The organism is Lysinibacillus halotolerans, from assembly GCF_003711845.1.
In the GTDB taxonomy this organism is placed as follows: Bacteria; Bacillota; Bacilli; order Bacillales_A; family Planococcaceae; genus Ureibacillus; species Ureibacillus halotolerans.
The window spans coordinates 73,804-100,048 of record NZ_RHLQ01000005.1 but is presented as its reverse complement, the minus strand read 5'-3'; the positions used below and the strand labels follow the sequence as shown (position 1 = coordinate 100,048).

Below are 26,245 nucleotides of genomic sequence, written 5' to 3'. Positions count from 1 at the left end.
GATAGACATGGTTGGACCATCTTATCGAATATTAGATACAAAAGAATGGCTAGAAAATAGTTCGGTTTAAGTGGATCAGTTTTTAATTAATAAATGGCTCAATTTTTACTTGCGAAATACAAGACAGAAAAGAAATGCCATGCTTCTTTTTAAATTGCATACCAATTTCCATACTATTAGCATTCTTAAATTCTTCATCGCTAAATAAATTCGATTGATTGCCAGTTATCATCGGATTATGATAAATTATTAAATCATCTCGAAATGCTTGAATCGGTATATCTTCTTGAGGTGTAATATCTAGCCCATAAAAGAACTCTTGAGGACCAAATTGTTTAAATTCTGACATATGAAGTAAAGAAAAGTTCATCGATACAACACCATAGATATAAACATCTATTAATAAATTTATATCAAATTCTTTGTTATGATTATCTTCTTTTATATTAAAGGATTGATATAGTAATGCATTTTCAATCCAGACACTTATCCCATCAATTAAACATTTTGATATTTGTTTATTAATCTCATATATTTCTAAAGCTGCTCCATCTCGAATATTCCTCAACTTTAAATTTGCTCTAACTGTTTTTTGCTCTATATAAATCCGATATATTTTCGTGAACATATTTTGGAGTTGATTGATAAAAATCTCAGCATCTGTTTTCTCCATTCGAGCCTTCATCTTTAATTGAATTTCTTTAATAACTTCATCTAAAATTCCTATTGCTTCTTTACGATTACGAATTTTCCGTTCTTCTTCACCAAAATATTCAGTAAAATGTTTTTTTACAACTTCTGGATTTACACCGATTTCATACCATAAACTTCTTGTTCCAAATAGGATAATTTCATCTCCATCATTTTGAAAGTTTAATAGCCTTTTAATCTTCTTTAACATCTTGACTTACTTCTCCCCCTTCATTATGTTACTAATCCCATATTAGCTGTCCGTTCATATATGTATGACTCTTTTTCTAATATAATTTAAATCTAACTATACTTCTTCTATCCATACACTTTCAAAGTCTTTAAGTTTTCGAATTTCTTTTGCTATCTATCGTAACTCTTTCCTTTATATCCATATTAATGTAATTCTCCGTTTCTAAAACGACTGTTCTCTAAAATTACGGATAGATGAACAGTAATTATACCTGTTTGTATCTATCCTTTTGCTTTTTTCTGATGAATACATACAGTTTAATGGCATTCAATGATTTAATATTAAGTACAATTAAATTTTCACATATAAAAGTATAATTTTAGTTAATTTAAAAATTATGTACATTTGCACAATAATAAAATAATCTAATTATATCAATAAATAGGATATAAAAAATAATTTTGTACATATCAATTTATAGAGATAAAGCACAATCGCATGCATTAATAATAAAGTCATAATGATTCGTTTTTAATAATTGTTCAATCTCTTTATATACTTTATAAGCTGTTTTTTTCACGCGAAATTCATATCGTTCTGGTATCATTGGCAAAACATTTAAATCCCACTTTTTCCATTCCGGTTTATATTCATGAGGTTCTTTCAATTCCACTACGTGACCGACAAAGGATGCAAAGTCGATTTCGAAAGGCAGCTGCAACTTTTTATATACTTTTTGTATATCACGCATAAGAGACGGTTTTTCTGCGATTAATAATGCTTTTGTCATTGACAGAATACCCCCTTCTTAATGATTAGTATAAAGTAGAATCCTATATTTTTAAAATCTTTCATTTAACGAAATAACTATTTAAAACTTAAATTTATTTTATACAAAATAATATACTAAGTGCTCGAAGTAGAAGATTTCAACATTTTATAGAAATAGTATACATAGATTGCTATAATATTTTTACATCAATAGGGGGGGATAGTTTTGCAAAATGTTTCGAAACGTACCATTTTATGGATCGTACCAATTCTCATCATCGCAATCTTTTGGTATTTTTACGGACCGCAGGAAGAAATTACCGATAATGAGTACATTACGTACATTAAAGAAAAAACGATTAACGAAACTAGTAATCAAACATTTGACCAAGCTTTTTCTAATCATTGTAAAGAAGGAAAATGGGTTTATTTTAAAACCCAACGAAATCAACATGTCGTAGAATATAAAGGATCTTGTGATGTAGAAGGTAAATTATCCGAAGTCAACCTACAATACGTAGTTGAAGATGATCAAAAGGACTATCAAATCGGCGTTCTTCTTTTGGATGGCGAACAACAATCCGAAAAAATCCGTGATGACTTTATCCAGACCATGGCAATTCAATAACAAAAAATAACTTACATAGGTAACGCAAAGGATTAAGTTTTCAACAAGCAAACTTAATCCTACTCTTTTTAATATTTTCACTCTAGATTTCTACACTCAAAAACTTTGCCACTTACAACCATCCAGTATTTTTATACCATTTCCCCTATAACCATAGACTTTTCTATTTTTTAAAAGAATAATCAAAAAAATTTGAAATTATATTGTCTTTTTATGGTATTTTGCTATAGTGGTTAATGATTGAGGGTGAAAGTAGGGATTAAAATGAATATAGGTGCAGCCATTAAACTGGCAATTGCCATGGCCATCTTTGGCTCTATCGGTTTTTTTACGATTAATACTGGTATTCCAGCAGTAGAACTCGTTTTCATCCGTTGTATTTGTGCCACACTATTTTTAAGTATTTTATGGTACTTTACCGGTGGTCATAAAACGGAACAATGGAATAAAAGAGAAGTACTCCAAACGTGTCTTTGTGGGATATTTCTAGTATTAAACTGGGTATTTTTATTTAAAGCATTTAACAAAATGTCAATTTCTATAACCATTTCTATTTACAATTTAGCTCCAATAATAGTCCTTATTCTTGGAACAATATTTTTAAAGGAACGGATGACCGTAAAAGCTATACTCGCGACTGTCGTCTGCTTTATCGGTAGTATTTTGATAGTTGGAATAGATAATTTCCAATCAATAAATTCATTGATGAATTCTGGCTTTGTTTGGGCATTGTTATCTGCTATTTGTTATGCACTTACAATGCTTACAAGTAAAACGATTCACAATTTATCAGCCTATTCGATGACATACATTCAGACAACTGTCGGAATTGTTATGCTTCTGCCCCTCTGTGATTTCACAGTTTTTAATGGGCTAACCGTTTCAAATTGGCTATACATTCTCGGAACAGGAATTATCCACACCGGTTTTGTTTATTATTTGTTTTTTGATAGTATACGAAATTTACCTACAATGGTCGTATCGGTCTTAACCTTTGTCGATCCTGTAGTGGCTATTTTACTTGATGTACTCGTTTTATCATTTATCCCTTCTTTATTACAAACCTTTGGGATTATATTAATTTTTGGAAGCATTTTATATATCATATTTAAACCAACAACGACAATCGAAACAAATCCTTCTGTAGAAAAACAAGCAAGTACTTCGTAAAGGTATAGTTTTATAGCATCTAATTTAACCATTTAAAAACCGCTTGATGGATTCATCAAGCGGTCTTTCATATTATTCAGTTACATTTCTTTCTGTCATTTGCTTCCAAACAGAACCTTTTGCTTCTTCCCCTTGCTCGATACGCGCAATGGCCATTTTCACTTGGAGTTTCACTTCGAATTCCGGATCATTTTCGACTTCATGCAGTGCAGGTAAACATTGTTCTGTACCTGTTTCAAATAGAAACATGGCCGCGCGCCAACGTACAAGTTTGTTTCGATCTTTTAACGCTTCAATCATGAATGGTTCAAACTCAGAAAAGCCTAAATCACTCATACAATCCCCAGCTGTACGGCGAACAGAAGAACTTTTATCCTTTAAAGCACGACTTAAATATGGTACAACCGCCACATCTTCAATCATTCCTAGATAAACCGTTGCTAGCCGCCGAATGGACATTTGGTCATCTTCTAATGCTTTTTCTAGAAGGGGTAAATCCTCTACTTCCGGATCTGGCATTTGATCTAATAATTGATAACGTTTTTGCCAATCACTAGCTGCGATAAACTGTTCCAACGTTACTTTTTCCCGTTCTAATGTAACGGTATTTTTCTTACTTGCGGCATCAACAATTTGAGCAATACGCTCTTCTGGATATGTCGCATAAATTTCTTCTACAATTTGATTAGCAATGTCTTCTTTGTCACCGTAACGTACTCCGAAATCTACCCATTTTCTTTCTAAAATATAGTTATCATCAAATTTATCTACTTCAATCGATTGGAACGCTTGTACAAATCGGTCACCGGTAGAAACTCGATGTTCTGATGAAGAATCAAACACTTTTACTTGAAGGGGTAGTCCTCTAAACATTTGAACATGGACAAATACTTCACCAAAATGATCGGCAGCTTGCACTTCTTGTTGCGTTGCTTCACCTTTTTCACCTAATGCTACCCGGACACCAGATAAGATAGATTCCCAATTATATTTTGCGTTACGTTCGACCGCTAAAAAATCGGCTACATGGTAGACACCTTTTACACCTTCAATTGCTAAAATCGAACGAATCGCTTCAGGAGCATCACTAACGTTTTCTTTTGTGTAATTATAGCTTTTACCAAAGGGTAGTTCTTCATCTACAATAACTTTCATTGAATTGGGGCTTGGTGTTGGTTCAATTGTTACAATTTTCATATATGATCTCTCCTATCCATTTACTATGTCGTCTAAGTAAGTCCATCTTTCAATTAAACGTTCATATTCTTTATTTAACTCATCAATTGCTTCTGTAAGTTGCTGCAACTTTGTATAGTCAGCGCCAGCATTCGAAATATCCTCTTCTGTCTGAAGGATTTGTTCCTCCACTTTAGCGATATCATCTGAAATAGTTTCCCATTCCTTTTGCTCTTTAAAAGAAAGTTTTTTCTTTTCACTTTTGACTTTTTGTTGCTTAGGCTTTTCCTCTTTCACTTCTTTTAACTCTTTTGCTTCTACTTTTTGTGCCAATGCTTGTTTTTCCAAATAATCACTATAGATGTCAAGATTTACTTCAACATTCCCTTGGCCGTTGAGAACCCAAAGTTTTTTAGCTATTCGGTCAAGGAAAAAGCGGTCATGGGAAATCGTAATGACAACACCTGGAAAATGTTCAATAAAATCTTCTAACACACCTAACGTTTCAATATCTAAATCATTTGTCGGTTCGTCAAGTAGTAAAACATTTGGTTGTTCCATAAGTAAGCGTAATAAATGAAGTCTTTTTCGCTCCCCACCAGATAATTTTCCAATTGGTGTACCGTGGGTATGTAGTGGGAATAAAAATCTTTCAAGCATTTGAGCAGCAGAATATCTTACCCCTTCTGCATCTGTTATGTCATTGGAAGCTTCCCGAATATATTCAATCATTCGTTGATTTTCATTCATGCTAGGTAATACTTGTTTAAAATGAACTCTTTTAACCGTAGAACCAACAATTACTTCTCCACTATCTGGTTCAAGTTCTCCAGCTAAAATATTTAGCAAAGTCGATTTCCCATATCCGTTCGCACCGATAATACCGATACGGTCACCTGATTGTAATAAAAAATCAAAGTCCTTTAAAATGATTTTATTACCGAAAGCCTTTGATAATTTTTCACCCTCGATTACTTTTTTCCCAAGGCGGGTTGTCGCAAGGGATAATTCTAAATTCGCATCATTTGATCCCCGTTCAATTTTCGAATCCAATTCATCAAAGCGTTGAATTCTCGCCTTTTGTTTTGTTGTTCGAGCCTTAGCACCCCGGCGAATCCACTTTAACTCGGAACGATATCGGTTTCGTAATTTTTCTTGACTTGCTGCATGCATTTCCTCGCGAATAGCGCGGGCTTCTAAAAAATCTGCGTAATTCCCCGTATGGCGAAACAATGTTTGATTCGCCAATTCATAAATATGGGTAGAAATTTCATCTAAAAAGTAACGATCATGGGTAATGAAAATGACTGCTCCTTTAAGACGTAACACCATTTCTTGTAACCATTCCGTCGATTGAACATCTAAATGGTTCGTCGGCTCATCTAATAAATATAAATCGGCCGGTTCAATTAATACTTTTGCTAATGCAACACGTTTTTGTTGACCGCCAGAAAGTTTTGTAACTTGTTGGTCATACATATCAATTCCAAGTTTTGTTAATGCTTGTTTTGCTAGAGCATTAACATCCCATGCTTTCTCACTATCCATTTGCTGTTGCAATCGGAACAACTTATTTTGAAGTTCTTCTGATTGAGGATTCTCAGATAGTAAAGAGACCGTATCTTCATATTCTCTATTTAATTGTAAAATAGGGGAATCACCAGAGAATACAGCTTGTAATACCGTTTCCCCTTCTTGAAATTGGGGCTCTTGAGGTAAATAGGCAATCCGATACTTATTGGGATGGTCTAGTTCAATCACATCTGCCTCTTGTTCACCAGCGAGAATGGATAAAAGTGTTGACTTTCCCGTCCCATTAATTCCAATTAATCCGGCACGTTCCCCTTCATAAATGGTAAATTCGATATTTTTAAATAACGTCTTATCGCCTACTGTTTTTGTTAAATTCGATACAATTAAATGACTCATATTATTCCTTCTCTTCTGTTTTTTACAAATGAATATTGTAAAATTCCATTTTATTAAGCAATTTTATAGGACAACCTTTTAGACTATATAGTTATTGTTTCATTATAATGGATTTTCTATTGAATTGCATTGCTTACGGTTTCCCAATGACACGTTGAACTATAAAACTACTACCTATATATGTATAAATAAAATGGAGAAATTATAATATTTCTAAATAATATGTAACAAACGTAATATTCAAGTTACACAAAAGAAAAGTAAATGAAATATAAATGACCTTGAGTGACAGTACGCTAATTGTTAAAGTTATAACTAGATTAAATTAGAAAATAAAGGTACATTTCATAAAAATTAAATATGGATAAAGGAGCTGGAAGTAATGAAAATTCACTCGAAAATGGGTGGAGTGCTTACTTTAAGTGCTTTAATAACATTCGGATCTACTTTCACAATGACATCAATCAACGCTCATGCTGAAACAGTTCAACAATTAGAAGCTGAAAAAGCTAGTGTTGATCAAAAAATACAACAATTAAATGATCAAATTGCATCTTTACAAAAAACTTTAGCCGTTAAATCGGAAGAATTTAATGCAACAACTAAAAAAATTGGAGAAATTAATGCTTCAATCGAAGAAACACAAAAACGAATCGAAGAACGTTCAACAATTATTTCTGACCGTTTAGTAGCGTATCAAAACCAAGATTCCGTTTTAGATACGTATATTGAAGTAATTTTTAGTTCTGATAGTATTGCAGATTTAGTTGACCGCGTATCTTCTGTTAAAACAATTGTAGACGCTGACCAACAATTAATTGCTCAACATGAAGCAGATAATAAAAAATTAGCTGATCAAAAAGAAGAACTTAAAAAAGTAGAAGAACAACAACGCGTTCAATTCCAACAATTACAAGAACAAGAAGCTGAATTAGATACAATTATTGCTGAAAATAAAGCTGAATCTTTACGATTAAAATTAGAGATCGCTGATCAAAAGGAAAAAGAACGTTTAGAAGCTGAACAACGTCAAGCAGAACAAGAAGCGTTAGCTTTACGTCAATTACAAAACACTTCCTTTGTAGCAAATGCTCAAGGTCAAGGAACACAAAACTCTGCAAATACTGAAAGTCAAGGAACGAACAGTACGACAGAGACTAAAGCGAAAACAGAAACAAAACAAAAAGCTACAGAATCTTCTAAACCAGTTGCATCTGGTCTTTCAGGAGCTATCGCTGAAGCGAAAAAATACATCGGTATGTCTTATGTATATGGCGGAAGCAGCCCATCTACTGGATTTGATTGCTCAGGTCTTATCTATTGGTCATACAAACAAGCAGGTATTAGCTTACCAAGATCTTCTGGAGCACAATATTTAGCAACAACTCGCATTAGCCAAAGTGAAGCTACTGCAGGAGATTTAGTATTCTTTAGCTATGGTTCTGGTATTGCCCACGTTGGAATTTACTTAGGAAATGGCCAAATGTTAAATGCTCAAAATCGTGGTGTAAAAATCGAATCAATCAACGCAGCTTGGTGGAAACCATACTTAGTAGGTTTCGGACGAGTTTAATTCACATATAGTTATTAGCCTTCTAAATGATCATTTAGAAGGCTATTTTTATTTATCTACAAATAGTCCCCTATTTACTATTTGCCGCTAAAAGTTTATTTCTTTTAATTAATCGATATTCACCCAAATGTTTTTAATTTCTGTATAGGCATCAATAGAGGCAAAACCATTCTCTCGACCTAATCCACTTTGTTTATATCCGCCAAATGGTGAACCTGGCTCTGTAATGTTGTACGTATTAATCCAAACATTTCCCGTTTTCAGAGCGTGGGCTACTTTATGCGCCTTACTTAAGTTTGTCGTACATATCCCCCCACCTAATCCATAGTCTGTATCATTTGCTAAATGGATTACTTCCTCCGTATCTTTAAATGGAATTCCTGATACGACCGGACCGAAAATTTCTTCCCGTGCAACAGTCATTGTATTATTGACATTTGCCAACACAGTTGGACGTACAAAGTGACCTTTGGCTAACGCGCCTTCTTTAACTTCCCCACCAACAATTAGTTCAGCCCCTTCTTGTTGGCCAATATCAATATAATTTAAAACCCGTTCTTTTTGTTTCGCTGAAATAACAGGTCCAATGACAGTTGTTGGATCAAAACCATTTCCTACTTTGTATTTCTTAGAGTAATCTGCTAAATCGGTTAAAAACTTATCATAAATTTTATCTTCAATAAATAGTCGCGAACCTGCAAAACATACTTGTCCAGTATTCCAGAACACTGCATTAGCAGCATTTTGTAAAGCTAATTCATAATCTGCATCTGCAAAAATGATATGAGCAGATTTGCCACCTAATTCCAGAGTAACTTTTTTAATGTTCGTCGCACTATTTTGAAGTATTTTTTTACCTACTGCAGTAGAGCCTGTAAACGCAACTTTATCTACATCAAGATGTGTGGCAATTGCTTCTCCTGCCGTTGGACCATAACCTGTTACGATATTCACAACACCATTAGGGAAGCCTGCCTCTTGAATTAATTCCCCTACCCTTAATAAACTGAGCGGTGTTTCTTCAGATGGTTTAATGACAACTGTATTCCCTACAGCTAAAGGAGCTGATAATTTCATCATCGCATTCATAAATGGAGCGTTCCATGGTACTATTGCACCACATACCCCTAACGGTTCACGACGTGTATAGTTGAATATATTACCCGGTTGACTTGATGGTATCGTTTCACCATTTAAACGGGTCGTCCATCCTGCATAGTAACGGAAATTATCCGCTGCTGCTCTAGCAAAATTTAACGTCGTTGATAATGGTTGACCATAATCCAATGTATCTAAATGAGCCATTTCTTCTCCATTTTCTTCAATCAAATCGGCTAACTTTAAAAGAAGCTTTGCCCGTTCATTTGGCTTCGTTGCAGGCCATGGACCTGTTTCAAATGCCTTTCTAGCAGCAGCAACTGCTAAGTCAACATCTTGTTTATCCGCCTCTGGAACAGTTGTGATTAAGGAACCATCTGCCGGATTTCGCACTTCTATTCTTTTCCCTGACTGTGCCTCTATCCATTCCCCACCAATGAACATTTTTAACGGCTTCGAAATAAACTGTGCAGCCTTTGAATTTAACTGAACTACTGTTGACATATTATTCTCTCCCATCTAAATAGTTTCTGTTTCCATCATGGCACTATCTAAAGTCTATGTTGACTATAATAGTATTATCATTATTTTTAATAGATTTTTATAAAAATTGATTCCGAAAAGCTTCATTATCAATTGCATCAAAAAATGCTGATGGAAATCTCCATCAGCATTTTTCATAATCCGAATATAATTTAATTTATTTTATACTACTTAAATGTTCATGAACTAACTTCCAATGTTGCTCATGATCTTTTACGAACACATTGGTCGCACGTCCACTTCCAGTTATAAAACTTCCATTAAATTGTCCTTCATAGTTGAAATTGTAAATACATGTTGCCGTATTTTCCTCAACTACTAACCATTGTATATTGGAAGCAGCGTATTTTTCTTCTTTTATTGTATTCCATGCATCTTCAAAATAATGTTGAATTTCTTCTAATGTGGTACAAGTTTTATCAGAGAACCAATAAATAGCTTTAGGGTGTAGTAATGGTTTAACATTTTCAAAATCATGGGTATTTGTTGCGGTAATATACTGCTCCAATGCATTCATAGCACTCATTGAATCCATTTCTCCTTCGTAATTTTAAAATTGTAAACTTAAAACTACTTTTATAATAGAAGAAGTTTGCTATTAAGCTTTTCCTGCCCTTTCCTTCTTCAACTGTTCTAAAAATCCTTCCATAAAGGCATGGCGATCCTGTGCCATTTGCTTCCCTTTCTCCGTTGTCATTAAGTCTTTTAGAAGTAATAGTTTTTCATAGAAATGGGTTACGGAAGCCGTATTTTTAGAATGGTATTCCTCTTCCGTCATTTGCACCCTCACTTCTTCTGCGTCGTCATATAATTTCCGCCCCTTTGCTCCACCATAGGCAAACGTACGTGCAATACCTACTGCTCCTATGGCATCTAAACGGTCCGCATCTCTCACAATTTTTGCTTCAATTGTCTTTGCTTCTACTTCATTTCCACCATTAAACGAAACACTTTCAATAATATCTTTTATATGTTGTTTCTTTTCTTCAGACAGATTTAAAAGGTTTAAAAGTTTTTCTTCATTTTCTTTACTATCGCTATATTTTTTATCACTCACGTCATGTAATAAGACGGCAATTCGAACAATCTCCCCATCAGCATCAGGCTCCGTTGCAAGGATTGCCTCGGCATTTTGTAAAACCCGCTCGATATGCTGAAAATCATGACTAGCATCAAATTGGTCATAAATCTCTTGAACCGCAACTTTTAGTTCCTTTAACACAAAAATCATCTCCTCTTCCCATTATTATAATGGATGAAACTACTATATATATAGAAATGATTTCAACTAAATGAAGAACTATTTCCCTTAATCAGTATTATATTGGGACTAGCCACAATAAGATAATACAAAGAAGATTACGAGAGGGGAAAAAATATGTACAAAAATGAGGTTGGTGGATTGTTTTTAAGAATTGTGCTAGGAGGTATTTTTCTTCTACACGGTTTGACGAAGTTCCAAGAAGGAATCGCTGAAACGATTAGTAGATTTCAAGGCTATCAAATTCCTTATGCTGAAATTGTGGGATTTGGTGTAGCTAGTATTGAATTAATTGGTGGATTCTTTTTAATTATCGGATTTTCAGTTCGTTTCGTTTCTATACTTATGATTGGTATTATGGTAGGAGCTATTGTTACTGTGAAATTTGAACAAGGTTTCTTTGATGGCTATGAATATAATGTTGCATTAATTGCAATGGCTCTTTATTTATTATTTTCCGGAAGCAAATTAATGTCTTTAGATCAACTATTTACGACAAAAGAAAAGAATAGTAAAGGGAAAATTCAATTCCGTAATTGAAGGAAATTAATAAAACTGCAGTAGTCATTGCTAAAAAAACAATGGTACTGCAGTTTTTGTTATTTTACTAATTCTAATTCAACGGGAACAAATTCTTCTACTTTTTCCCCATTTAAGTAAGCTACAGCAGTTTTAATAGCCGCTTTACCTATTTCTTCCGGTTTTTGAGCTACGGACGCTGCAAGTTTTCCTTCTTTAATTTTCGCAAGGGCATCATCTGTTGCATCAAAACCGATAACAACAATATTTTTACCGGCAGCTTCAATTGCTTCTAATGCACCTAATGCCATTTCATCATTTTGAGCGAACACTGCTTCAATTTCTGGATTTGCTTGAAGCATGTTTTCCATTACCGTTAAGCCTTCTCCACGGTCAAAATTAGCCGTTAAGCTTTTTACGATATCGACTTTCCCTTCCACTGCTTGAAGGAAACCTGCCCCACGATCACGGGCTGCCGATGAACCGGCAGTACCTTCCAGCATCGCTACTTTTGCCCCTTCACCCGCTAATTCAAGTAAATATTCTCCTGCTAATACACCACCGGCCACATTATCAGAAGCGATGTGAGATACAACTTCTCCGCTTTCTGCTGAACGGTCAACTGTAATGACTGGAATTCCAGCAGCATTGGCAGATTCAACAGCAGAACCTACTGCAGAAGAGTCAACCGGATTAATTAAAATTAAATCAACCCCTTGTTGAATTAAATCTTCCACGTCAGACGCTTGTTTCGAAGCATCATCTTGGGCATCGACGATTGAAATATCTGCCCCTTGCTCTTTTGCGTTTGCCTCTGCCCCTTCGCTTAATGTAACGAAGAATGGGTTATTTAACGTAGAAATCGAAAAACCGATTTTAAAGTTTTCATTTGTTGTACTTTCTTCCGCATTTTCTAAAAACGGTGATTCCATGGAACAGGCAGTGAGAACTAGTAACATTAACGTTGCAAATAATAATTTAAACTTTTTCATGTTTCGAAAACTCCTAAACAGTTTTTTTACGATCCATTAATACTGCAATTAAAATAACGATCCCTTTGACAACTTGTTGCCAGAAGGAAGAGACACCGATTAAGTTCATCCCATTATTTAATACACCGATAATTAATGCACCAATCAATGTTCCGAAAATCCAACCTTTACCACCGTTTAAGCTCGTACCACCTAATACAACCGCAGCAATGGCATCCAATTCATAGGATTCCCCAGCTGTTGGTTGAGCTGAATTTAAACGGGATGTAAGGATTAAAGCAGCTAATGCAGCTAAGAAACCAGTAATAGCATAAACTGCAATTTTCACTTTATCTGTATGAATCCCAGATAACTTTGCAGCCTCTTCGTTACCACCGACTGCATAAACACGGCGACCGAAAGTCGTTTTCTGTAATATAAAATACAAAATAACGAAGGCAATAACCATTGTGACTACCGGTACAGGGAAACCTAAAAAGTAACCTTTACCGAATAATTGGAATGAATAATGATCCCCTAAACCAGAAATAGGTCGACCATCTGTATATACTAAAGTTAATCCACGGTAAATTGTCATTGTTGCAAGGGTTGCAATAAATGGCGCCACTTTCCCTTTCGTTATAATAACACCGTTAATTGCTCCTAAAATTAAACCAATAATTAAAGCAATACCCATTGTTAAAAATGGATCTGTCCCACTTGCAAGAAGACTTGCAGCGATTGCACCGGTTAAAGCTAATGTGGACCCAACGGATAAATCAATACCGCCTGTCAAAATAACGAAGGTCATACCAAATGCGATAATAGCACTAATAGAAACTTGACGTAAAACGTTGAAAATATTTGCGATTGATAAAAAACTTGGATTTAAAATCGATACGACGATTATTAATAAAATTAACCCGAATAGTGGTCCAAGTTTTGATAACATTTCTTTCGATTTATGATTGGACAACTTTTTCTCCTCCTGTTGCGTACTGCATAATGATCTCTTGTGTCATTTGTTCTTTCTTAACTTCACCAGTTAACTTTCCTTCTTGCATAACAATAACGCGATCCGCCATACCGATAACTTCCGGTAATTCAGAAGAAATCATCAAAATAGCTACTCCCGCTTCTGCTAATTGATTAATAATATGATAGATTTCTTTTCTTGCACCGATATCTACTCCGCGAGTCGGTTCATCTAATATTAAAATATCTGGTTCTGTACCGAGCCATTTAGCAAGTACTACCTTTTGTTGATTCCCACCGCTCAAAGACTTCACCCTTTGATCTGGACCAGAAGTTCGAATTTTTAATTCTTCGATATATTTTGCAACCATCGAATTTTCTTTCGTTTGATTGACAATGCCTGATGAAGCACATTTATTAAGGTTTGTTAGCGTAATATTTTCTTTAATCGAAAAATCTAAAACTAATCCTTGTGTTTTACGATCTTCTGTTACAAACCCGATACCATGTTTCATAGCATCGATGGGCGACTTTATATTCACTTTTTTTCCATCAATTAAAATATCCCCACTACTAGCCTTTCGATAACCAAATAGAGTTTGAGCTACTTCTGTGCGACCAGCTCCCATTAAGCCAGCAACACCAAGTACTTCACCTTTTCGTAATTCGAAGGAAAGGTTGTGGAATAAACCATTGACAGTTAAGTTTCGTACTTCTAATTTCGTATCACCGATGACACTTTTTCTTACCGGGAAGCGTTCCCCAAGCTGGCGACCTACCATCATAGCCACAATTTCATCAAAATTCGTTTCAGGAATATTCCGAACCCCAACATATTGACCATCACGTAAAATCGTAATTCGATCGCAAATGGCAAAAATCTCTTCCATACGGTGGGAAATATAAACAAAGGAAATCCCTTTCGCTTTTAACTCACGAATCGTTTGAAATAAAGTTTCAATTTCCCGATCCGTTAGTGCGGCAGTCGGCTCATCCATGACAATTACTTTCGCATTACTTGCAATTGCTTTTGCGATTTCTATAATTTGTTGTTTCCCAACGGATAAGTCTCCAGTTCGAGTTTTCGGATTTATGTTCAATCCTAATTTTGAAAGTAATTGAGTTGCCTCTTTTTCCATTTGACGAGTTTTTAAAATACCGGTTTTCCCGTATGTTAATTCTTTTCCAAGAAATAAATTTTGTGCCACTGTTAAATCGGGCAACATATTTAGTTCTTGATGGATAACAATAATTCCAAGCTTTTCTGCATCTTTAGGTGATTTAAAATTGACTACTTGTCCATCTACTTTGATTTCACCGGCATCCTTTGTATAAATACCGCTTAAAATCTTCATCATCGTTGATTTCCCAGCACCGTTTTCACCCATCAATGCATGAATTTCGCCATCCGCTAATTCAAATTGCACATTATTTAAAACAACGTTTCCACTGAATGCTTTTGTAATGCCAGACATTTCAATCATGCAAAATCACCTACTTTTATTTTTCAACTTTTATTGTGTCCTTTAAAAAATAACGCCACATTGTAAAATCACATTGGCATACGGAGTTGTTTCTCCTGTCCGAATGATTAATTTCGCCTCTTTAGTTAGCTCTTTGAACTCTTCATGGGTTACATAGGAAATATTTGATAAGCTACTTGCTACTTCTTTTGCAACCTTTTCATTATTCCTTTGAATCTCTTCCGCCAATACCGCTGCTTCAACAATCAAGTCATCTAAAACGACTTCTAAAATGGAGAGGAATGTTGGTTCGCCTAATTTATAAGCCAAATCGATACACGGTACCTCTTTCGGTATTGGCAATCCACAATCGGCGATAACAATTCGATCAGTATGACCTAATTTAGCAAAATGTCCAGCTAATTCTCGATTTAAAATGCCATGTCTTTTCATTTCATTTCCTCCAAACGGATCATTACATCCTCTATTCGAGGCATACCACCTTGAGCTCCAAACTTTTCAACTGAAAGGGATGCAGTTATGTTTGCAAATCGTACGGCTTCTTCAATTGATTTTCCTTCTATAATGGCATGGGCAAAGGCACCGTTAAATGTATCTCCAGCGCCTGTTGTATCAACGGCCTTCGTTTTATAACCAGCTATTCGAATAATTTGATTCCCATCAAAGTAGGCTGCCCCTTCTCCACCTAACGTGACGATTATTTTATTTGGGTATTGTTTTAAAACGGTTTCATAATCTTCGCCAAACATAACTTCACACTCAGTTTCATTCGGTGTTAAGTAGGAAACTTTATCGATCCACTCTTGTTTAAAATTAGCGGCAGGTGCTGGGTTTAATAAAACAGGAATAGCCAAATCCTCACAAACTTTCAGCACGTACTCAATCGTTTCAACAGGAATTTCTAACTGCAACATGACTAAGGCACTTTGTTTAATTAACTCCAAATTGGCATCGATCATCTTTTGATCCACATCAAAATTGGCACCTGGAACGACAATGATACGATTATCATTGTTATGCAATAATATATTGGCAATCCCCGTTGAATTGTCCGTTTTTTGAATGCCGTCAACATGAACATTTTCATTTTTTAAATTCATATAAAGTTCTGTACCAAAGGCATCTTTACCTACCGCTCCAATGATTTGTACATCACTTCCAAGTCTAGCAGCCGCCACTGCTTGATTCGCACCTTTTCCACCTGGAATCGTTGTAAATAAATTTCCTAATACCGTTTCACCTTGTTTTGGAAAAATAGTTGTCTGGATAGCAATATCCATATTGATGCTACCAATTATTGTAATCATTTACGTTCTTTCCTTTCGAGTTGTTTCTCGCTCTATAAGCTTCGGATTAATACATACGGATGTATTTTCCAATGGTTTACCTTCTATTTGATGAATTAACATTTTCGCTGCAGCTTGACCTAATTGATAAATATTTTGTGCAACCGTTGTTAAACTCGGAGATACAACTTTCCCCATTTGTATCCCATCAAAACCTACAATTTGAATATCTTCAGGTACGGATAAATTTAATTTATGAATCGCTTTTAACGCACCTATTGCTGATGCATCACTACAGGCAAAAATACCATCGATAGTCGGATTATGTTTTAAATAATCGAAAATAATTGTTTCGGCTGTTTCAAAATCATAGGGACTTTCAATAATATGTGAATCAATTGGGTATTCTTTAATTATTTCTTGAAACCCTTCAACTCGTAATTTAGAAGAGCGAATTTCCTTTGGACCGCCAACACATAACAATGAAGTCGCACCTTTATCAATTAAAAATTGTGTAGCTAGCTTTGCACCTTCTATATTATTCGTTGTAACAGTCGGTATATTGATTTCTAATGGTCTATCTAAAGCAACCATTGGAATTTTTAATTTTTTAAAGTTCGTTCCTTGATCAAAAATAGAAGTCAGTATAATTCCTGCTACATATTTATTTGTCAAAGTTTGAAAATAATGTTTTTCCTTTAATTCATTTTCATCCGAATTACACAATATGACAGTATAACCATATTCAAAGGCAGTATCTTCTACTGCTCTAGCTAACTCGGGGAAAAAGGGATTTTTAATATCTGGAATAATAAGTCCGATAATATCCGATTGTTTTGTTGAAAGCGACCGTGCTACTTCACTAGGGACATAGTCTAATTCTTGAATCGCTTTTTTTATCGCTTCTCTTGATTTTTTCCCTACGTATCCGCTGTCATTTAAAAATCTAGAAACCGTCGCAACCGATACTTTGGCAAGTTTTGCAACATCACTAATCGTCGGCACTCATCATCACCCATTTCAAAAAAGTAAAACACAATATGGTATCGGTTACATATTTCATAAAAAGAAAAAACCATATGTAATCGGTTCCATCTTTTATTTTATCGTAAACCATTCCATATAAAATATCATTTAAAACTTTTTATAGTATGTCACATTTGAACCGTTTAAGCTATACTAAAATTTCAAATTCAACAAAATGTCATATTTTAATAGTGTAAAAAACCCTTTATAAACGTGATAAAATCAATATTTATTGATATCTAGAATGAGAAAAATATTTTTATAAAAAATCCGTACAATTGAAGAGATTTAAGTTGCATACAAAAAGAGGAGCACCTTTATAGATGACTCCCCACTATATTATTTGGAATTTTTCCTTTTATTTGTAATGAAATATGTTATAAAAATAATCATTAATGCACCTAATGATAAACCGATAATGATTGAAGTGGCTGTTATTCCCCCGTCTCTATCGTTTTCATTCAGGTTTACAATTTTTGCAGGTTTTTCCCCTTCACCTAGTTCATGAATGTCAGCTGATGCATCAACTAAAGGAGTTGTTCTTGAACAACTAATTACTTTCTTTTTTCCATTCTCATTATCACCATATACTAAATAGTCTTCATTGGCTGTAAATGAAAAACCGCAACTCGCTGATTCCCGCTCCGTAAAGACGATTACTTCCGTTTCATCTATCCCTTTCCACGTCTCATTCACTTTGAGATGAATTTCTAGTAAATCGGCAGACGATTTTATAATAGCGTGTTCATTTGGATCCATAATACTCTTTACCTTTCCTGAAAAAACAAAGTCCCGTCCATTTAATTCCTTTTGTGGAGACTCTGGTTGTACACAGGAACATGCATAACTTGACGTTCTCGTTAAATTGAATAGAAACGAAATGGCTAATAATGAACAAATGAATATTTTAAACTTCATCAATATGGACCCCTTTTTACCATTTGACTTAAAAATTAGTTGGAAGTTACATGAAAATTTAGATTTCGTTTAAAAAAACATGGTATATTGGAATAAAATTTCCAACGAGTGAGGATCTAACATTATATATTTTAATTAGTATAACTCTATTATTTGGCTTCTATTTGTACATTTACTTTACACAGAAGAAAAAGATTAAAAAATGATTGAAGCGGAGTGGAAAGAAAAAAGGATACTTTCTTCTCAAGACAATATAAAATCTATTGCTACTTATTGGATGATGCGTAGTAAAAATTCAAACTATATTGGAGTAGTTACGTGGCGAGACTTATCAATGGACGATGTTTTCTATAAAATCAACTATACCCAAACCTATGTAGTTCTATAAAGTGAAGAAAATCATGGAAATCATTTGTTTTCTTCACTTTTACTATTTTAGGAATTATAAATCCTTTGATAATCGAATCATATCTTTACATTGAATTCCATTTTCATAGATTTCTTCTTCATAATGTTTAACAAAAAAATCTATCTCTATATTAACGATTCGAAAACCACATTTTTGATAAAGGGCTAATTGATTAATACTTGAATTTCCTGTACCAAGTTCAATTGTTTGATAACCCATTGATTTGGCCACCTGTATGGCATTTAATACTAATTGTTTTCCTATTCCTTTACCTTGTTGTTCTTCAGAAACGGCAACATTAACTAATTCTACCGTTTTAGGTCTTGTTGGGAGTAATACATAAACACCTATAATCTTTTCCCCACTGTCCGCTACGAAACAATATCCCCGTTTTACATAATCATGAACTAGCTCTTCAGAAGGATCGGCTAAAAGCAACAATTCCATAGGTGCCTGTTCTCTTTCATTCAATTGCCTAATCTTCATGTCATCACCTTTATTATTATGAATAAAAAATTTTTATTAAATAACCTATTATCTTATTATACAAAATAGTATTTTCTTTAATAGCAGTTTGAATGAAAAAATGACTCCCAATGGAAGTCATTTTTTCAAACTATCCCTACTATTTCGTTAGTGATGTTACAATATCATCTACAATTTGTGAATTCGCAATTGGTCCTGTATATAACCAAGCTGTTTCTGCTGAGAAGGAGAAAACATTACCTTCTTTAACCGCCGGGATTGTATTCCATAAAGCATCACTTACCGCGTTTGGATTTTCAGTATTATCACTATTGATTAAGAATAGGTAATCCGCATCTAATTCTACTAATTTCTCTAAAGAAACGGCATTCCAACTTGCTGTTCCGCTAGCAGAAATTTCTTCTACTACAGGAGGCACTTCTAAGCCTAGATCTTCATACATTACTGCACCACTAGATAATTTGTCAGAAACGATATAGTAGCTTCCCCCTACTAACCAAATAGCCGCTACTGAAGGTTTCCCTACTGCTTTTTCTATTTCAGCTTTAGCAGTTGCTACTTTTTGATCATATTCTTCTAAAACTGCTTGAGCTTCTTTCTCTTTACCAAAAACTTCACCAACGACTTTCAATTCATCGCGCCAGTTATTATCATTTTCTTTACCAACTACATATGTAGGGGCAATTTTATTATATTGGGCGTATTTATCTCCTTCTACCATAGAAGCAGAATCCATTAAAATTAAATCTGGTTCGAAGCTTTGTACTGATTCAAAAGGTAAATCGTGGGGAATCGTAGGAATATCCTTTAACTTATCTTGTAAATAATTTTGGATGCTTGCTCCATCTCCTACACTCCATTGGGCTACTGGCGTTATACCTAAAGCGACTAAATAATCTTCTAAATAAGAAGCAATGACACGTTTTGGTTCATTCGGAATGGAAACCTCGTTTCCTAACGCGTCTGTAACGGTTCTTGTTTCGGATCCGGTTGTTTCAGTCTGCTCCGTTTTTTTTGTCGTTGTATTGTCTTCTGAACTTGAAGAGTCATTTCCACATGCTGCTAATGATAATGCTAATAAGCTAGCACAAATTAACCCTACTTTTTTCTTATTAAATAAGTGAATTGACATTTTCATCCTCCTAAAAATGTGATATAATTCGACATTGATAATCATTCTCATTAAAATTACAGTAATCAAGAACGATTGTCAATATGATTATGTAGGAGTTTTTTTGAAATGGCTGAAAGAAATCTATTTATTAAAATTGGAAGTTTTTTAATCGGACTTATCATCATTCTATTAGCAGTCATTCTTTCCATTCGTTTCGGTGCTAATGACATCACCTATTCTACAATTTGGAAATCTATATTTCAGTATGATGCTTCCGATTCAAATCATATATTGATTCATCAACTAAGAATTCCAAGGGCAATTGCTGCCATTTTTGTAGGGGCTGCCCTTGCAGTTTCAGGTGCGATTATGCAAGGAGTTACTCGTAACGCTTTAGCTTCCCCTTCTATTATGGGCGTTACTGCCGGAGCAACATTTTTTGTTGCGATCGTTTTTGCCATTTTCCGTGACCCTTCTTATTCGGCCATTGTTATCGGTGCTTTAGTAGGTGCAGGTTTAGGTGTTGGTCTTGTATTTCTATTTACTTCTATTGCAAAAGGGGGCATAACCCCTGTTAAATTAGCATTAGCTGGGTCAGCCATTACATCCCTATTAAGTGCCTTATCTACCGCTATAGGTTTGAAATTTGATATATCAAAAGATATGAGTTATTGGTATGCTGGTGGACTTAGTAGTATTCAACCGATTCATGTTCAAATTGCTGTTCCGCTCATTTCCGGAGGGATTATTCTTGCAATCCTTCTTTCTCGTTCTATTTCAGTTGCAAGTTTAGGGGATGAAGTAGCAAAAGGACTTGGGTTAAAAACGAACTTTGTTCGAATACTCAGTACGATTGCCGTACTCATTTTAACAGGAACAGCCGTATCAATTGCAGGAATGATTGGATTTGTCGGATTAATTGTTCCCCATATCGTTCGAATCATTGTCGGTGTTGATTATCGATGGATTATCCCTATGTCCGCAATCTTTGGAGGCGCACTTTTACTTGTAGCTGATATTGTAGGTAGGGTTATTAATGATCCCTTTGAAACGCCTGCAGGAGCTGTCACTGCACTAATAGGAGTTCCATTTTTCTTATATTTAGCCCGGAAAGATGGGAGAGGTTTATAATGCAAATATTAAAGAAAAAAATCCCTTTCACCCTTTATATCAGCAGCTTAGTCGTACTTATTCTTGTCATGATATTTATTAGTATCAACGCCGGATACATAGAAGTTCCTTTTCAAAATGTACTAAAAACCTTCATTGGACAAGGAACCGATTCTGATGAGTTAACAATAGTTAATTTTCGATTACCTCGTATTATAATGGCCATATTAGTCGGAGCTGGTATTTCGGTTTCTGGTGCTATATTACAAAGCATTTCAAGAAATCCTTTAGCTGACCCAGGAATTCTTGGCATTAATTCCGGTGCAGGATTTATGGTTGTGTTCTATATGTTTTTCATTCAAGGAAACGTATTTTATCAATCTTGGGTTTCGGTGTTTTTAATGCCCTTAATTGCACTCTTTGGTGCTTTTAGCGCTGCGCTCATTATTTATTTGCTAGCGTGGAAAAAAGGGACAATAAAACCAACGCGAATGATCCTTGTCGGCATAGGTGTTAATGCAGCTTTTAGTGCCGGATTAACCATCTTTCAATTGAAAATGGAACCAGCCGATTTTACAAAAGCGCTCATTTGGATATCAGGAACGATTTGGGGGTCTACTTGGACCTATGTATGGGCCATCATTCCATGGTTAATGATTCTTATACCATTTGTAATTTATAAATCTCGTACTTTAGATTTGTTAACATTAGGTGAAGTGCCTTCCATTGCGGTCGGTATATCCGTAGAAAAGGAACGACGACTACTGCTATTTGTTTCCGTAGCGTTAGCAGGCGCTTGTGTAGCGGTTGGTGGTGGTATAACGTTCGTTGGACTAATCGCTCCCCATATGGCACGAAAACTTGTTGGAGCAAGCCATCGTCGAATTATTCCGATTAGTTTATGTCTAGGAGCATTATTAGTTTTAGTAGCAGATACAATCGGACGGGTACTATTAGCCCCTGTTGAATTGCCAGTAGGTATTGTTATTTCAGTTATTGGTGCCCCTTATTTTATTTATTTGCTGTTATTTAAACAATAAGAAGGTAAAAGCCGCTTATACCTTTTTTGGAGTAAGCGGCTTTCATTTTCATAAATGATTATATCAATAGATTTGTTGAGTAATCGATTTTCCCACTTTAAATAGAACAGGAATGAGACTTAGCAATACGATACCAACAATGATTGTTGATAAAATTAAACCGGTAATCGTTATTTCGTTTCCTTGAATAAATCGAAGGATAATCAAACTATTGATGGGTATGTTCAATAATACTCCAGTTACAACACCAGGTGCATATCGTTTTAATAAAATTGTCGCAAGCAAATGAGGAAAAATAGCATTCACTACCATAGAACCGAGGAAACCAATTAAAATATATTTAATGAAAGTCAAATTTGGGTAACACAGATAAAGGAAAGAAGACAAATATGCTAATGAAGTTATGACAATTACTGCAAAATGAAATTCATTTTTCCCAACTGGTCTATGAAATTTAGAACTATGCTGGGACCAAGTTGGTAACCATAATGCTTCTTCTAAATTATGTAATGTAATGGCAAATAAAAATAAAATGATAAAATCTTCCAACATACCCCTCCTTTCTATCTACTTACAACTTAAGTATTTTCTATCCTGAAAACTGCTTAAAAATAGAGATTATTGAATATCCTAAAAGAAAGTTGAAAGAATTTATACAATATATTTTTACGAATTGTACAGTTCTATTCCTCATTTTTCCATTTCATTTATTTACGAAAATGTCAAAATGTTGACACTATTTTTATAATAATGTATATTTTAATTCGTAACAAGCTTCATAATAAAGATGCCATTACTATGGAATAGGAGGAGAACGCCTCTATGCACCAAGGAAAAGTGAAATGGTTCAATAACGAAAAAGGTTACGGTTTTATTGAGTGTAACGATGGTGAAGACGTTTTCGTTCACTTCACTGGCATTAAAGAAGAAGGATTTCGTACATTGGAAGAAGGGCAAGCGGTATCATTCGATATCGTAGAAGGTAACCGAGGCCCCCAAGCTTCAAATGTTGTTAAATTATAGAGAGATGGGTACCAGTCAAAATATGTTGACTGGTTTTTTATAATTTTTCATTAAAAGAGCTGGTTTAGTATTCTTAACTAAACCAGCTCTTTTCCCATTTATTAACCGTACATATTTGGTACAATTTCTTTTGGTATCGGGTTAATATATGTATCTTTTACTTGTTCTTGTAGCTCTTTTTTCGCTTGCTCAATTAATTCAGGGTTTTGTAAAAGCTCTAAACCAGTTAGTGCCATTACTTTACTTGCATAAATCATCCCTTTATGGGCAAGACCCGTTTTACCTTGAGAGACAAGCTGCCAACTATGAAGCGGTGTCCCTAGTACAAAACAAGTTGCAAAAAATTGGGCAGTTGGTACGACCCAACTTACATCTGCTACATCGGTAGAACCTGCCATTGACGCCTTTGACTTTTGGTAAGGAACCACTACAGGATAAAATACGGATTCGCTCCCCTTTTCCTTTACCACTGGGTTATCTTCAGACATCGTTTTAATTTCATCCAAGGCACTAGAAAATTCAGCTGGACTAATCGTTTCAGCCATTTTCCTCGCATACTCCAATTCAGCCTCATTATACGTAGGTAACCCTACTAACTGTAATTTTTTATAAATAATTTGGTTGATCGTATCATTAGGGATATAATTCGAACATGCTTTATCAAATTTTACTTTTACTTTCGTTTCAGTCATTAATGCAGCGCCCTCTGCAATTTTCACAATTCGTTTATAAATCTCATCTACTTCTTGAATTGTATTAGCACGGATTAAATATAAAACTTCAGCTTCCGCTTGAACGACATTTGGGGACATCCCACCAGAGTTCGTAATCGCATAATGGACTTTTGCATCCTTCGAAATATGTTCCCGTAAATAGTTCACCCCAACATTCATTAATTCAACCGCATCTAATGCACTTCTTCCTAAATGGGGAGAATTTGCTGCATGGGAAGCGATCCCTTCAAACTCAAAATATACTTGATAGTTTGCAAGGGAAGAAAAATTAAATACACTTGTAAAAGAGTTCGGATGCCAAGTTAATGCCACATCGACATAATCAAATACCCCTTCACGGACCATAAAGGTTTTACCTGAGCCACCTTCTTCGGCAGGGCATCCGAAGTAGTGAATTTGACCTTCGACTTCTCCTTTGTCAATTAACTCCTTTAATACGACAACCGCTCCTATGCCAGCTGTGCCAAGTAGATTATGACCGCAACCGTGACCATTTCCACCTTCAACTAGCGGTTCTCTTATCGGACTGCCTGCTTTTTGACTTAACCCAGGGAGGGCATCATATTCACCTAATATTCCAATAACCGGACCTTCTGTACCATATTTTGCAACAAAGGCCGTGTCGATGCCACCTACACCCATTTCAATTTCGAATCCGATTTGACGTAAATAGGTGGTGAATACTTTAACAGATTCTGTTTCTTTAAAACGGGTTTCAGGATGTTCCCAAATACGATCAGAAAGATGAATCAATTCCTTTTCATATTGGTCATATAGATTTTCAACCTCTTCTACTATGTTAGCCATTCTCTTTCATCTCCTCATAAATTTTGAATGGCACGTTTAACCAAATTTCAAGGGCTGCAAGCATATCATCTTCTTCAATATCAAATTTTTCGTGATGATGATCTGCAGCTAACGTTGTCCCAATAATGGAGTAACATGCTAATCCACCTTGTTCTTGTACATGCTTCATTAAAAACGTTGCATCTTCAGAACCGGAATTAAATTCTTTATACTCGACAATCTCATGAATCGCCGATTGGAATTTAGCCGTTTCCTTTAACGTTTTGGCCAATTTTTGATCTGAAGGAATATTTAACGCATATCCTACTTTTTCTACTTGAATGTCAACATCATACATTGCTCGTATCCCATTGAAAATCTCTTGAACACGTTTTTCATAAAAGTCATGAATCGCTGTTGTTTCTCCGCGAATTTCCAATTCCATTTTTGCTAAAGACGGGATAATATTACGTCCACTTCCAGCTTGTAACGTTCCGACGTTCACACGTGCTACCCCTTCACTATGGGGAGGCAAACTATGTAATGCGAGTGTTGCTTGAGCACTGGCTAACAAAGCATTTTTTCCTCTTTCAGCATTAATTCCCGAATGGGCGGCAACACCTTTAATCGTTACATCAAATTTCGATGTCGCTAAAAAACCATCTACTCCTGCAACAAATGTCCCTTTTGGTACACCCGTTCCAATATGGAGGGCAAATAAATAATCAATATTTTCTAACAATGGAGAAGAAACGATAGCACTTCCTCCCCTTACACCTTCCTCTGCAGGTTGGAAAATAATAATGAACTTTCCACGAAGCATTACTTTTCTTTCCATTAATTGTTGTGCCAACCCTAATCCAATTGTTGCATGACTATCATGACCACAAGCATGCATAAACCCTTCATTTTCAGAACGGAAATTTAATTTTTCAGGCATGTGATCTTCATCTGCTGATTCAAGAATAGGAAGCGCATCTATATCGACACGATAAGCAATCGTCGGTCCTTCAATACCTGTGTCGAAGGTAGCTATCACACCGGTTTTACCAGCCTCCATTTTTTCTAACCATTTTGATGAAACATTACTTTGTACCGCTTTTTGATAAAATGCCTGTTCTAATGATTGATTTGGTACACCTAATGAAATACCGTTAACAATCTCTTTCCCTACATATACATCATATCCCCAAGTTCTGAGTTTTTCGGCGATTATTGCAGAAGTGCGGAACTCTAACCAACCTGGTTCAGGAAATTTGTGAAAATCCCTTCTCCATTCTTTTAAAACTTGTAAATAATCCTTTTCTAACGTAAGAAAATTCATGAACGTCA

General features: G+C 35.1%; 26 protein-coding genes. 7 read left to right on the top strand and 19 right to left on the bottom strand.

From position 1 onward, the window contains the following. Positions 1-82 precede the first annotated feature (82 nt). Both EC501_RS03935 and EC501_RS03930 read right to left on the bottom strand, forming a co-directional pair. Positions 83-901 carry a hypothetical protein gene (locus tag EC501_RS03935; RefSeq protein WP_122970988.1) on the bottom strand — a complete coding sequence of 273 codons (819 nt, stop codon included), beginning with the start codon at positions 899-901 and terminating at the stop codon, positions 83-85. A 457-nt stretch (positions 902-1,358) separates the two neighbouring features. Further along, entirely contained in the window at positions 1,359-1,673 is a 315-nt protein-coding gene (locus tag EC501_RS03930; RefSeq protein ID WP_122970987.1) for a toprim domain-containing protein, read from the bottom strand. Between the two features lie 207 nt (positions 1,674-1,880). Between EC501_RS03930 and EC501_RS03925 the strand changes: the two genes are divergently transcribed. Both EC501_RS03925 and EC501_RS03920 read left to right on the top strand, forming a co-directional pair. Continuing rightward, positions 1,881-2,282: a glucosamine 6-phosphate synthetase gene (locus EC501_RS03925; RefSeq protein ID WP_122970986.1), complete on the top strand. Its 402-nt coding sequence runs from the start codon at positions 1,881-1,883 to the stop codon at positions 2,280-2,282. A gap of 264 nt (positions 2,283-2,546) precedes the next feature. Next, positions 2,547-3,452 (top strand): DMT family transporter, encoded by a 906-nt coding sequence (locus EC501_RS03920; RefSeq protein ID WP_122970985.1) that lies wholly within the window; start codon positions 2,547-2,549, stop codon positions 3,450-3,452. 72 nt (positions 3,453-3,524) lie between these two features. Here EC501_RS03920 and EC501_RS03915 read toward each other — a convergent pair whose 3' ends face one another. Then, positions 3,525-4,649, bottom strand: a complete 1,125-nt coding sequence (locus EC501_RS03915; protein WP_122970984.1) for a conserved virulence factor C family protein — start codon at positions 4,647-4,649, stop codon at positions 3,525-3,527. 12 nt (positions 4,650-4,661) lie between these two features. Continuing rightward, positions 4,662-6,557 carry an ABC-F family ATP-binding cassette domain-containing protein gene (locus tag EC501_RS03910; protein ID WP_122970983.1) on the bottom strand — a complete coding sequence of 632 codons (1,896 nt, stop codon included), beginning with the start codon at positions 6,555-6,557 and terminating at the stop codon, positions 4,662-4,664. 382 nt (positions 6,558-6,939) lie between these two features. On the opposite strand from EC501_RS03910, the gene EC501_RS03905 reads away from it, so the two are divergent. Further along, on the top strand, positions 6,940-8,130 hold the full coding sequence (locus tag EC501_RS03905; RefSeq protein WP_122970982.1) for a C40 family peptidase: 1,191 nt from the start codon (positions 6,940-6,942) through the stop codon (positions 8,128-8,130). Between the two features lie 108 nt (positions 8,131-8,238). On the opposite strand, the gene EC501_RS03900 is transcribed toward EC501_RS03905, so the two are convergent. The 3 genes from EC501_RS03900 to EC501_RS03890 form a co-directional block, all read right to left on the bottom strand. After that, positions 8,239-9,732: an aldehyde dehydrogenase family protein gene (locus EC501_RS03900; protein ID WP_122970981.1), complete on the bottom strand. Its 1,494-nt coding sequence runs from the start codon at positions 9,730-9,732 to the stop codon at positions 8,239-8,241. A gap of 196 nt (positions 9,733-9,928) precedes the next feature. Next, positions 9,929-10,297: a YybH family protein gene (locus tag EC501_RS03895; RefSeq protein WP_122970980.1), complete on the bottom strand. Its 369-nt coding sequence runs from the start codon at positions 10,295-10,297 to the stop codon at positions 9,929-9,931. Positions 10,298-10,369: 72 nt separating this feature from the next. Beyond that, positions 10,370-11,002, bottom strand: coding sequence for an HD domain-containing protein (locus tag EC501_RS03890; RefSeq protein WP_122970979.1), 633 nt, complete (start codon positions 11,000-11,002; stop codon positions 10,370-10,372). A 147-nt stretch (positions 11,003-11,149) separates the two neighbouring features. Between EC501_RS03890 and EC501_RS03885 the strand changes: the two genes are divergently transcribed. Beyond that, the gene (locus EC501_RS03885) at positions 11,150-11,572 is read left to right on the top strand and encodes a DoxX family protein (RefSeq protein WP_122970978.1); all 423 of its coding nucleotides are present in this window, start codon (positions 11,150-11,152) and stop codon (positions 11,570-11,572) included. Positions 11,573-11,631: 59 nt separating this feature from the next. On the opposite strand, the gene rbsB is transcribed toward EC501_RS03885, so the two are convergent. The 9 genes from rbsB to EC501_RS03835 form a co-directional block, all read right to left on the bottom strand. Continuing rightward, entirely contained in the window at positions 11,632-12,543 is a 912-nt protein-coding gene (gene rbsB, locus EC501_RS03880; protein ID WP_122970977.1) for a ribose ABC transporter substrate-binding protein RbsB, read from the bottom strand. A 13-nt stretch (positions 12,544-12,556) separates the two neighbouring features. Then, positions 12,557-13,474, bottom strand: a complete 918-nt coding sequence (gene rbsC, locus EC501_RS03875; RefSeq protein ID WP_122970995.1) for a ribose ABC transporter permease — start codon at positions 13,472-13,474, stop codon at positions 12,557-12,559. Positions 13,475-13,484: 10 nt separating this feature from the next. Continuing rightward, positions 13,485-14,981 (bottom strand): sugar ABC transporter ATP-binding protein, encoded by a 1,497-nt coding sequence (locus tag EC501_RS03870; RefSeq protein WP_122970976.1) that lies wholly within the window; start codon positions 14,979-14,981, stop codon positions 13,485-13,487. Positions 14,982-15,023: 42 nt separating this feature from the next. Continuing rightward, positions 15,024-15,413, bottom strand: a complete 390-nt coding sequence (gene rbsD / locus EC501_RS03865) for a D-ribose pyranase (RefSeq protein WP_122970975.1) — start codon at positions 15,411-15,413, stop codon at positions 15,024-15,026. Then, entirely contained in the window at positions 15,410-16,288 is an 879-nt protein-coding gene (rbsK, locus tag EC501_RS03860; RefSeq protein ID WP_122970974.1) for a ribokinase, read from the bottom strand. Before rbsK ends, rbsD begins: the two co-directional genes overlap by 4 nt. Continuing rightward, positions 16,289-17,272, bottom strand: a complete 984-nt coding sequence (locus tag EC501_RS03855) for a LacI family DNA-binding transcriptional regulator (RefSeq protein ID WP_122970973.1) — start codon at positions 17,270-17,272, stop codon at positions 16,289-16,291. A 360-nt stretch (positions 17,273-17,632) separates the two neighbouring features. Continuing rightward, the gene (locus EC501_RS03850) at positions 17,633-18,211 is read right to left on the bottom strand and encodes a hypothetical protein (RefSeq protein ID WP_122970972.1); all 579 of its coding nucleotides are present in this window, start codon (positions 18,209-18,211) and stop codon (positions 17,633-17,635) included. 442 nt (positions 18,212-18,653) lie between these two features. After that, positions 18,654-19,106, bottom strand: a complete 453-nt coding sequence (locus EC501_RS03840) for a GNAT family N-acetyltransferase (RefSeq protein WP_122970970.1) — start codon at positions 19,104-19,106, stop codon at positions 18,654-18,656. Between the two features lie 139 nt (positions 19,107-19,245). Next, positions 19,246-20,238: an ABC transporter substrate-binding protein gene (locus EC501_RS03835; protein ID WP_174232644.1), complete on the bottom strand. Its 993-nt coding sequence runs from the start codon at positions 20,236-20,238 to the stop codon at positions 19,246-19,248. A gap of 108 nt (positions 20,239-20,346) precedes the next feature. Between EC501_RS03835 and EC501_RS03830 the strand changes: the two genes are divergently transcribed. Further along, positions 20,347-21,351: a FecCD family ABC transporter permease gene (locus tag EC501_RS03830; RefSeq protein WP_122970969.1), complete on the top strand. Its 1,005-nt coding sequence runs from the start codon at positions 20,347-20,349 to the stop codon at positions 21,349-21,351. Further along, positions 21,351-22,370: a FecCD family ABC transporter permease gene (locus EC501_RS03825; RefSeq protein WP_122970968.1), complete on the top strand. Its 1,020-nt coding sequence runs from the start codon at positions 21,351-21,353 to the stop codon at positions 22,368-22,370. Before EC501_RS03830 ends, EC501_RS03825 begins: the two co-directional genes overlap by 1 nt. A 63-nt stretch (positions 22,371-22,433) precedes the next feature. Here the strand turns inward: EC501_RS03825 and EC501_RS03820 are convergent, their stop codons facing one another. Continuing rightward, positions 22,434-22,922 (bottom strand): HXXEE domain-containing protein, encoded by a 489-nt coding sequence (locus EC501_RS03820; RefSeq protein ID WP_406927329.1) that lies wholly within the window; start codon positions 22,920-22,922, stop codon positions 22,434-22,436. A gap of 270 nt (positions 22,923-23,192) precedes the next feature. Between EC501_RS03820 and EC501_RS03815 the strand changes: the two genes are divergently transcribed. Beyond that, on the top strand, positions 23,193-23,393 hold the full coding sequence (locus EC501_RS03815; protein WP_122970966.1) for a cold-shock protein: 201 nt from the start codon (positions 23,193-23,195) through the stop codon (positions 23,391-23,393). Positions 23,394-23,494: 101 nt separating this feature from the next. Here EC501_RS03815 and EC501_RS03810 read toward each other — a convergent pair whose 3' ends face one another. Next, positions 23,495-24,934, bottom strand: a complete 1,440-nt coding sequence (locus EC501_RS03810; protein WP_122970965.1) for a M20 family metallopeptidase — start codon at positions 24,932-24,934, stop codon at positions 23,495-23,497. After that, complete coding sequence (locus EC501_RS03805; protein WP_158599664.1) at positions 24,927-26,237, bottom strand: amidohydrolase; 1,311 nt, start codon at positions 26,235-26,237, stop codon at positions 24,927-24,929. The genes EC501_RS03810 and EC501_RS03805 overlap by 8 nt, the downstream gene beginning before the upstream one ends. Positions 26,238-26,245 lie beyond the last annotated feature (8 nt).

Excerpts from the sequence above, each read along its gene's own strand:
- EC501_RS03895 (WP_122970980.1), bottom strand. The coding sequence starts at position 10,297 with ATGAGTGCTATGAATGCATTGGAGCAGTATATTACCGCAACAAATACC.
- rbsK (WP_122970974.1), bottom strand. The coding sequence starts at position 16,288 with ATGATTACAATAATTGGTAGCATCAATATGGATATTGCTATCCAGACA.
- EC501_RS03835 (WP_174232644.1), bottom strand. The coding sequence starts at position 20,238 with ATGTCAATTCACTTATTTAATAAGAAAAAAGTAGGGTTAATTTGTGCT.
- EC501_RS03920 (WP_122970985.1), top strand. The coding sequence starts at position 2,547 with ATGAATATAGGTGCAGCCATTAAACTGGCAATTGCCATGGCCATCTTT.
- EC501_RS03805 (WP_158599664.1), bottom strand. The coding sequence starts at position 26,237 with ATGAATTTTCTTACGTTAGAAAAGGATTATTTACAAGTTTTAAAAGAA.
- EC501_RS03915 (WP_122970984.1), bottom strand. The coding sequence starts at position 4,649 with ATGAAAATTGTAACAATTGAACCAACACCAAGCCCCAATTCAATGAAA.
- EC501_RS03810 (WP_122970965.1), bottom strand. The coding sequence starts at position 24,934 with ATGGCTAACATAGTAGAAGAGGTTGAAAATCTATATGACCAATATGAA.
- EC501_RS03815 (WP_122970966.1), top strand. The coding sequence starts at position 23,193 with ATGCACCAAGGAAAAGTGAAATGGTTCAATAACGAAAAAGGTTACGGT.
- rbsB (WP_122970977.1), bottom strand. The coding sequence starts at position 12,543 with ATGAAAAAGTTTAAATTATTATTTGCAACGTTAATGTTACTAGTTCTC.
- EC501_RS03820 (WP_406927329.1), bottom strand. The coding sequence starts at position 22,922 with ATGTTGGAAGATTTTATCATTTTATTTTTATTTGCCATTACATTACAT.
- EC501_RS03905 (WP_122970982.1), top strand. The coding sequence starts at position 6,940 with ATGAAAATTCACTCGAAAATGGGTGGAGTGCTTACTTTAAGTGCTTTA.
- EC501_RS03900 (WP_122970981.1), bottom strand. The coding sequence starts at position 9,732 with ATGTCAACAGTAGTTCAGTTAAATTCAAAGGCTGCACAGTTTATTTCG.
- EC501_RS03930 (WP_122970987.1), bottom strand. The coding sequence starts at position 1,673 with ATGACAAAAGCATTATTAATCGCAGAAAAACCGTCTCTTATGCGTGAT.
- EC501_RS03840 (WP_122970970.1), bottom strand. The coding sequence starts at position 19,106 with ATGAAGATTAGGCAATTGAATGAAAGAGAACAGGCACCTATGGAATTG.
- EC501_RS03825 (WP_122970968.1), top strand. The coding sequence starts at position 21,351 with ATGCAAATATTAAAGAAAAAAATCCCTTTCACCCTTTATATCAGCAGC.
- rbsD (WP_122970975.1), bottom strand. The coding sequence starts at position 15,413 with ATGAAAAGACATGGCATTTTAAATCGAGAATTAGCTGGACATTTTGCT.
- rbsC (WP_122970995.1), bottom strand. The coding sequence starts at position 13,474 with ATGTTATCAAAACTTGGACCACTATTCGGGTTAATTTTATTAATAATC.
- EC501_RS03830 (WP_122970969.1), top strand. The coding sequence starts at position 20,347 with ATGGCTGAAAGAAATCTATTTATTAAAATTGGAAGTTTTTTAATCGGA.
- EC501_RS03910 (WP_122970983.1), bottom strand. The coding sequence starts at position 6,557 with ATGAGTCATTTAATTGTATCGAATTTAACAAAAACAGTAGGCGATAAG.
- EC501_RS03890 (WP_122970979.1), bottom strand. The coding sequence starts at position 11,002 with ATGATTTTTGTGTTAAAGGAACTAAAAGTTGCGGTTCAAGAGATTTAT.
- EC501_RS03870 (WP_122970976.1), bottom strand. The coding sequence starts at position 14,981 with ATGATTGAAATGTCTGGCATTACAAAAGCATTCAGTGGAAACGTTGTT.
- EC501_RS03850 (WP_122970972.1), bottom strand. The coding sequence starts at position 18,211 with ATGAAGTTTAAAATATTCATTTGTTCATTATTAGCCATTTCGTTTCTA.
- EC501_RS03885 (WP_122970978.1), top strand. The coding sequence starts at position 11,150 with ATGTACAAAAATGAGGTTGGTGGATTGTTTTTAAGAATTGTGCTAGGA.
- EC501_RS03935 (WP_122970988.1), bottom strand. The coding sequence starts at position 901 with ATGTTAAAGAAGATTAAAAGGCTATTAAACTTTCAAAATGATGGAGAT.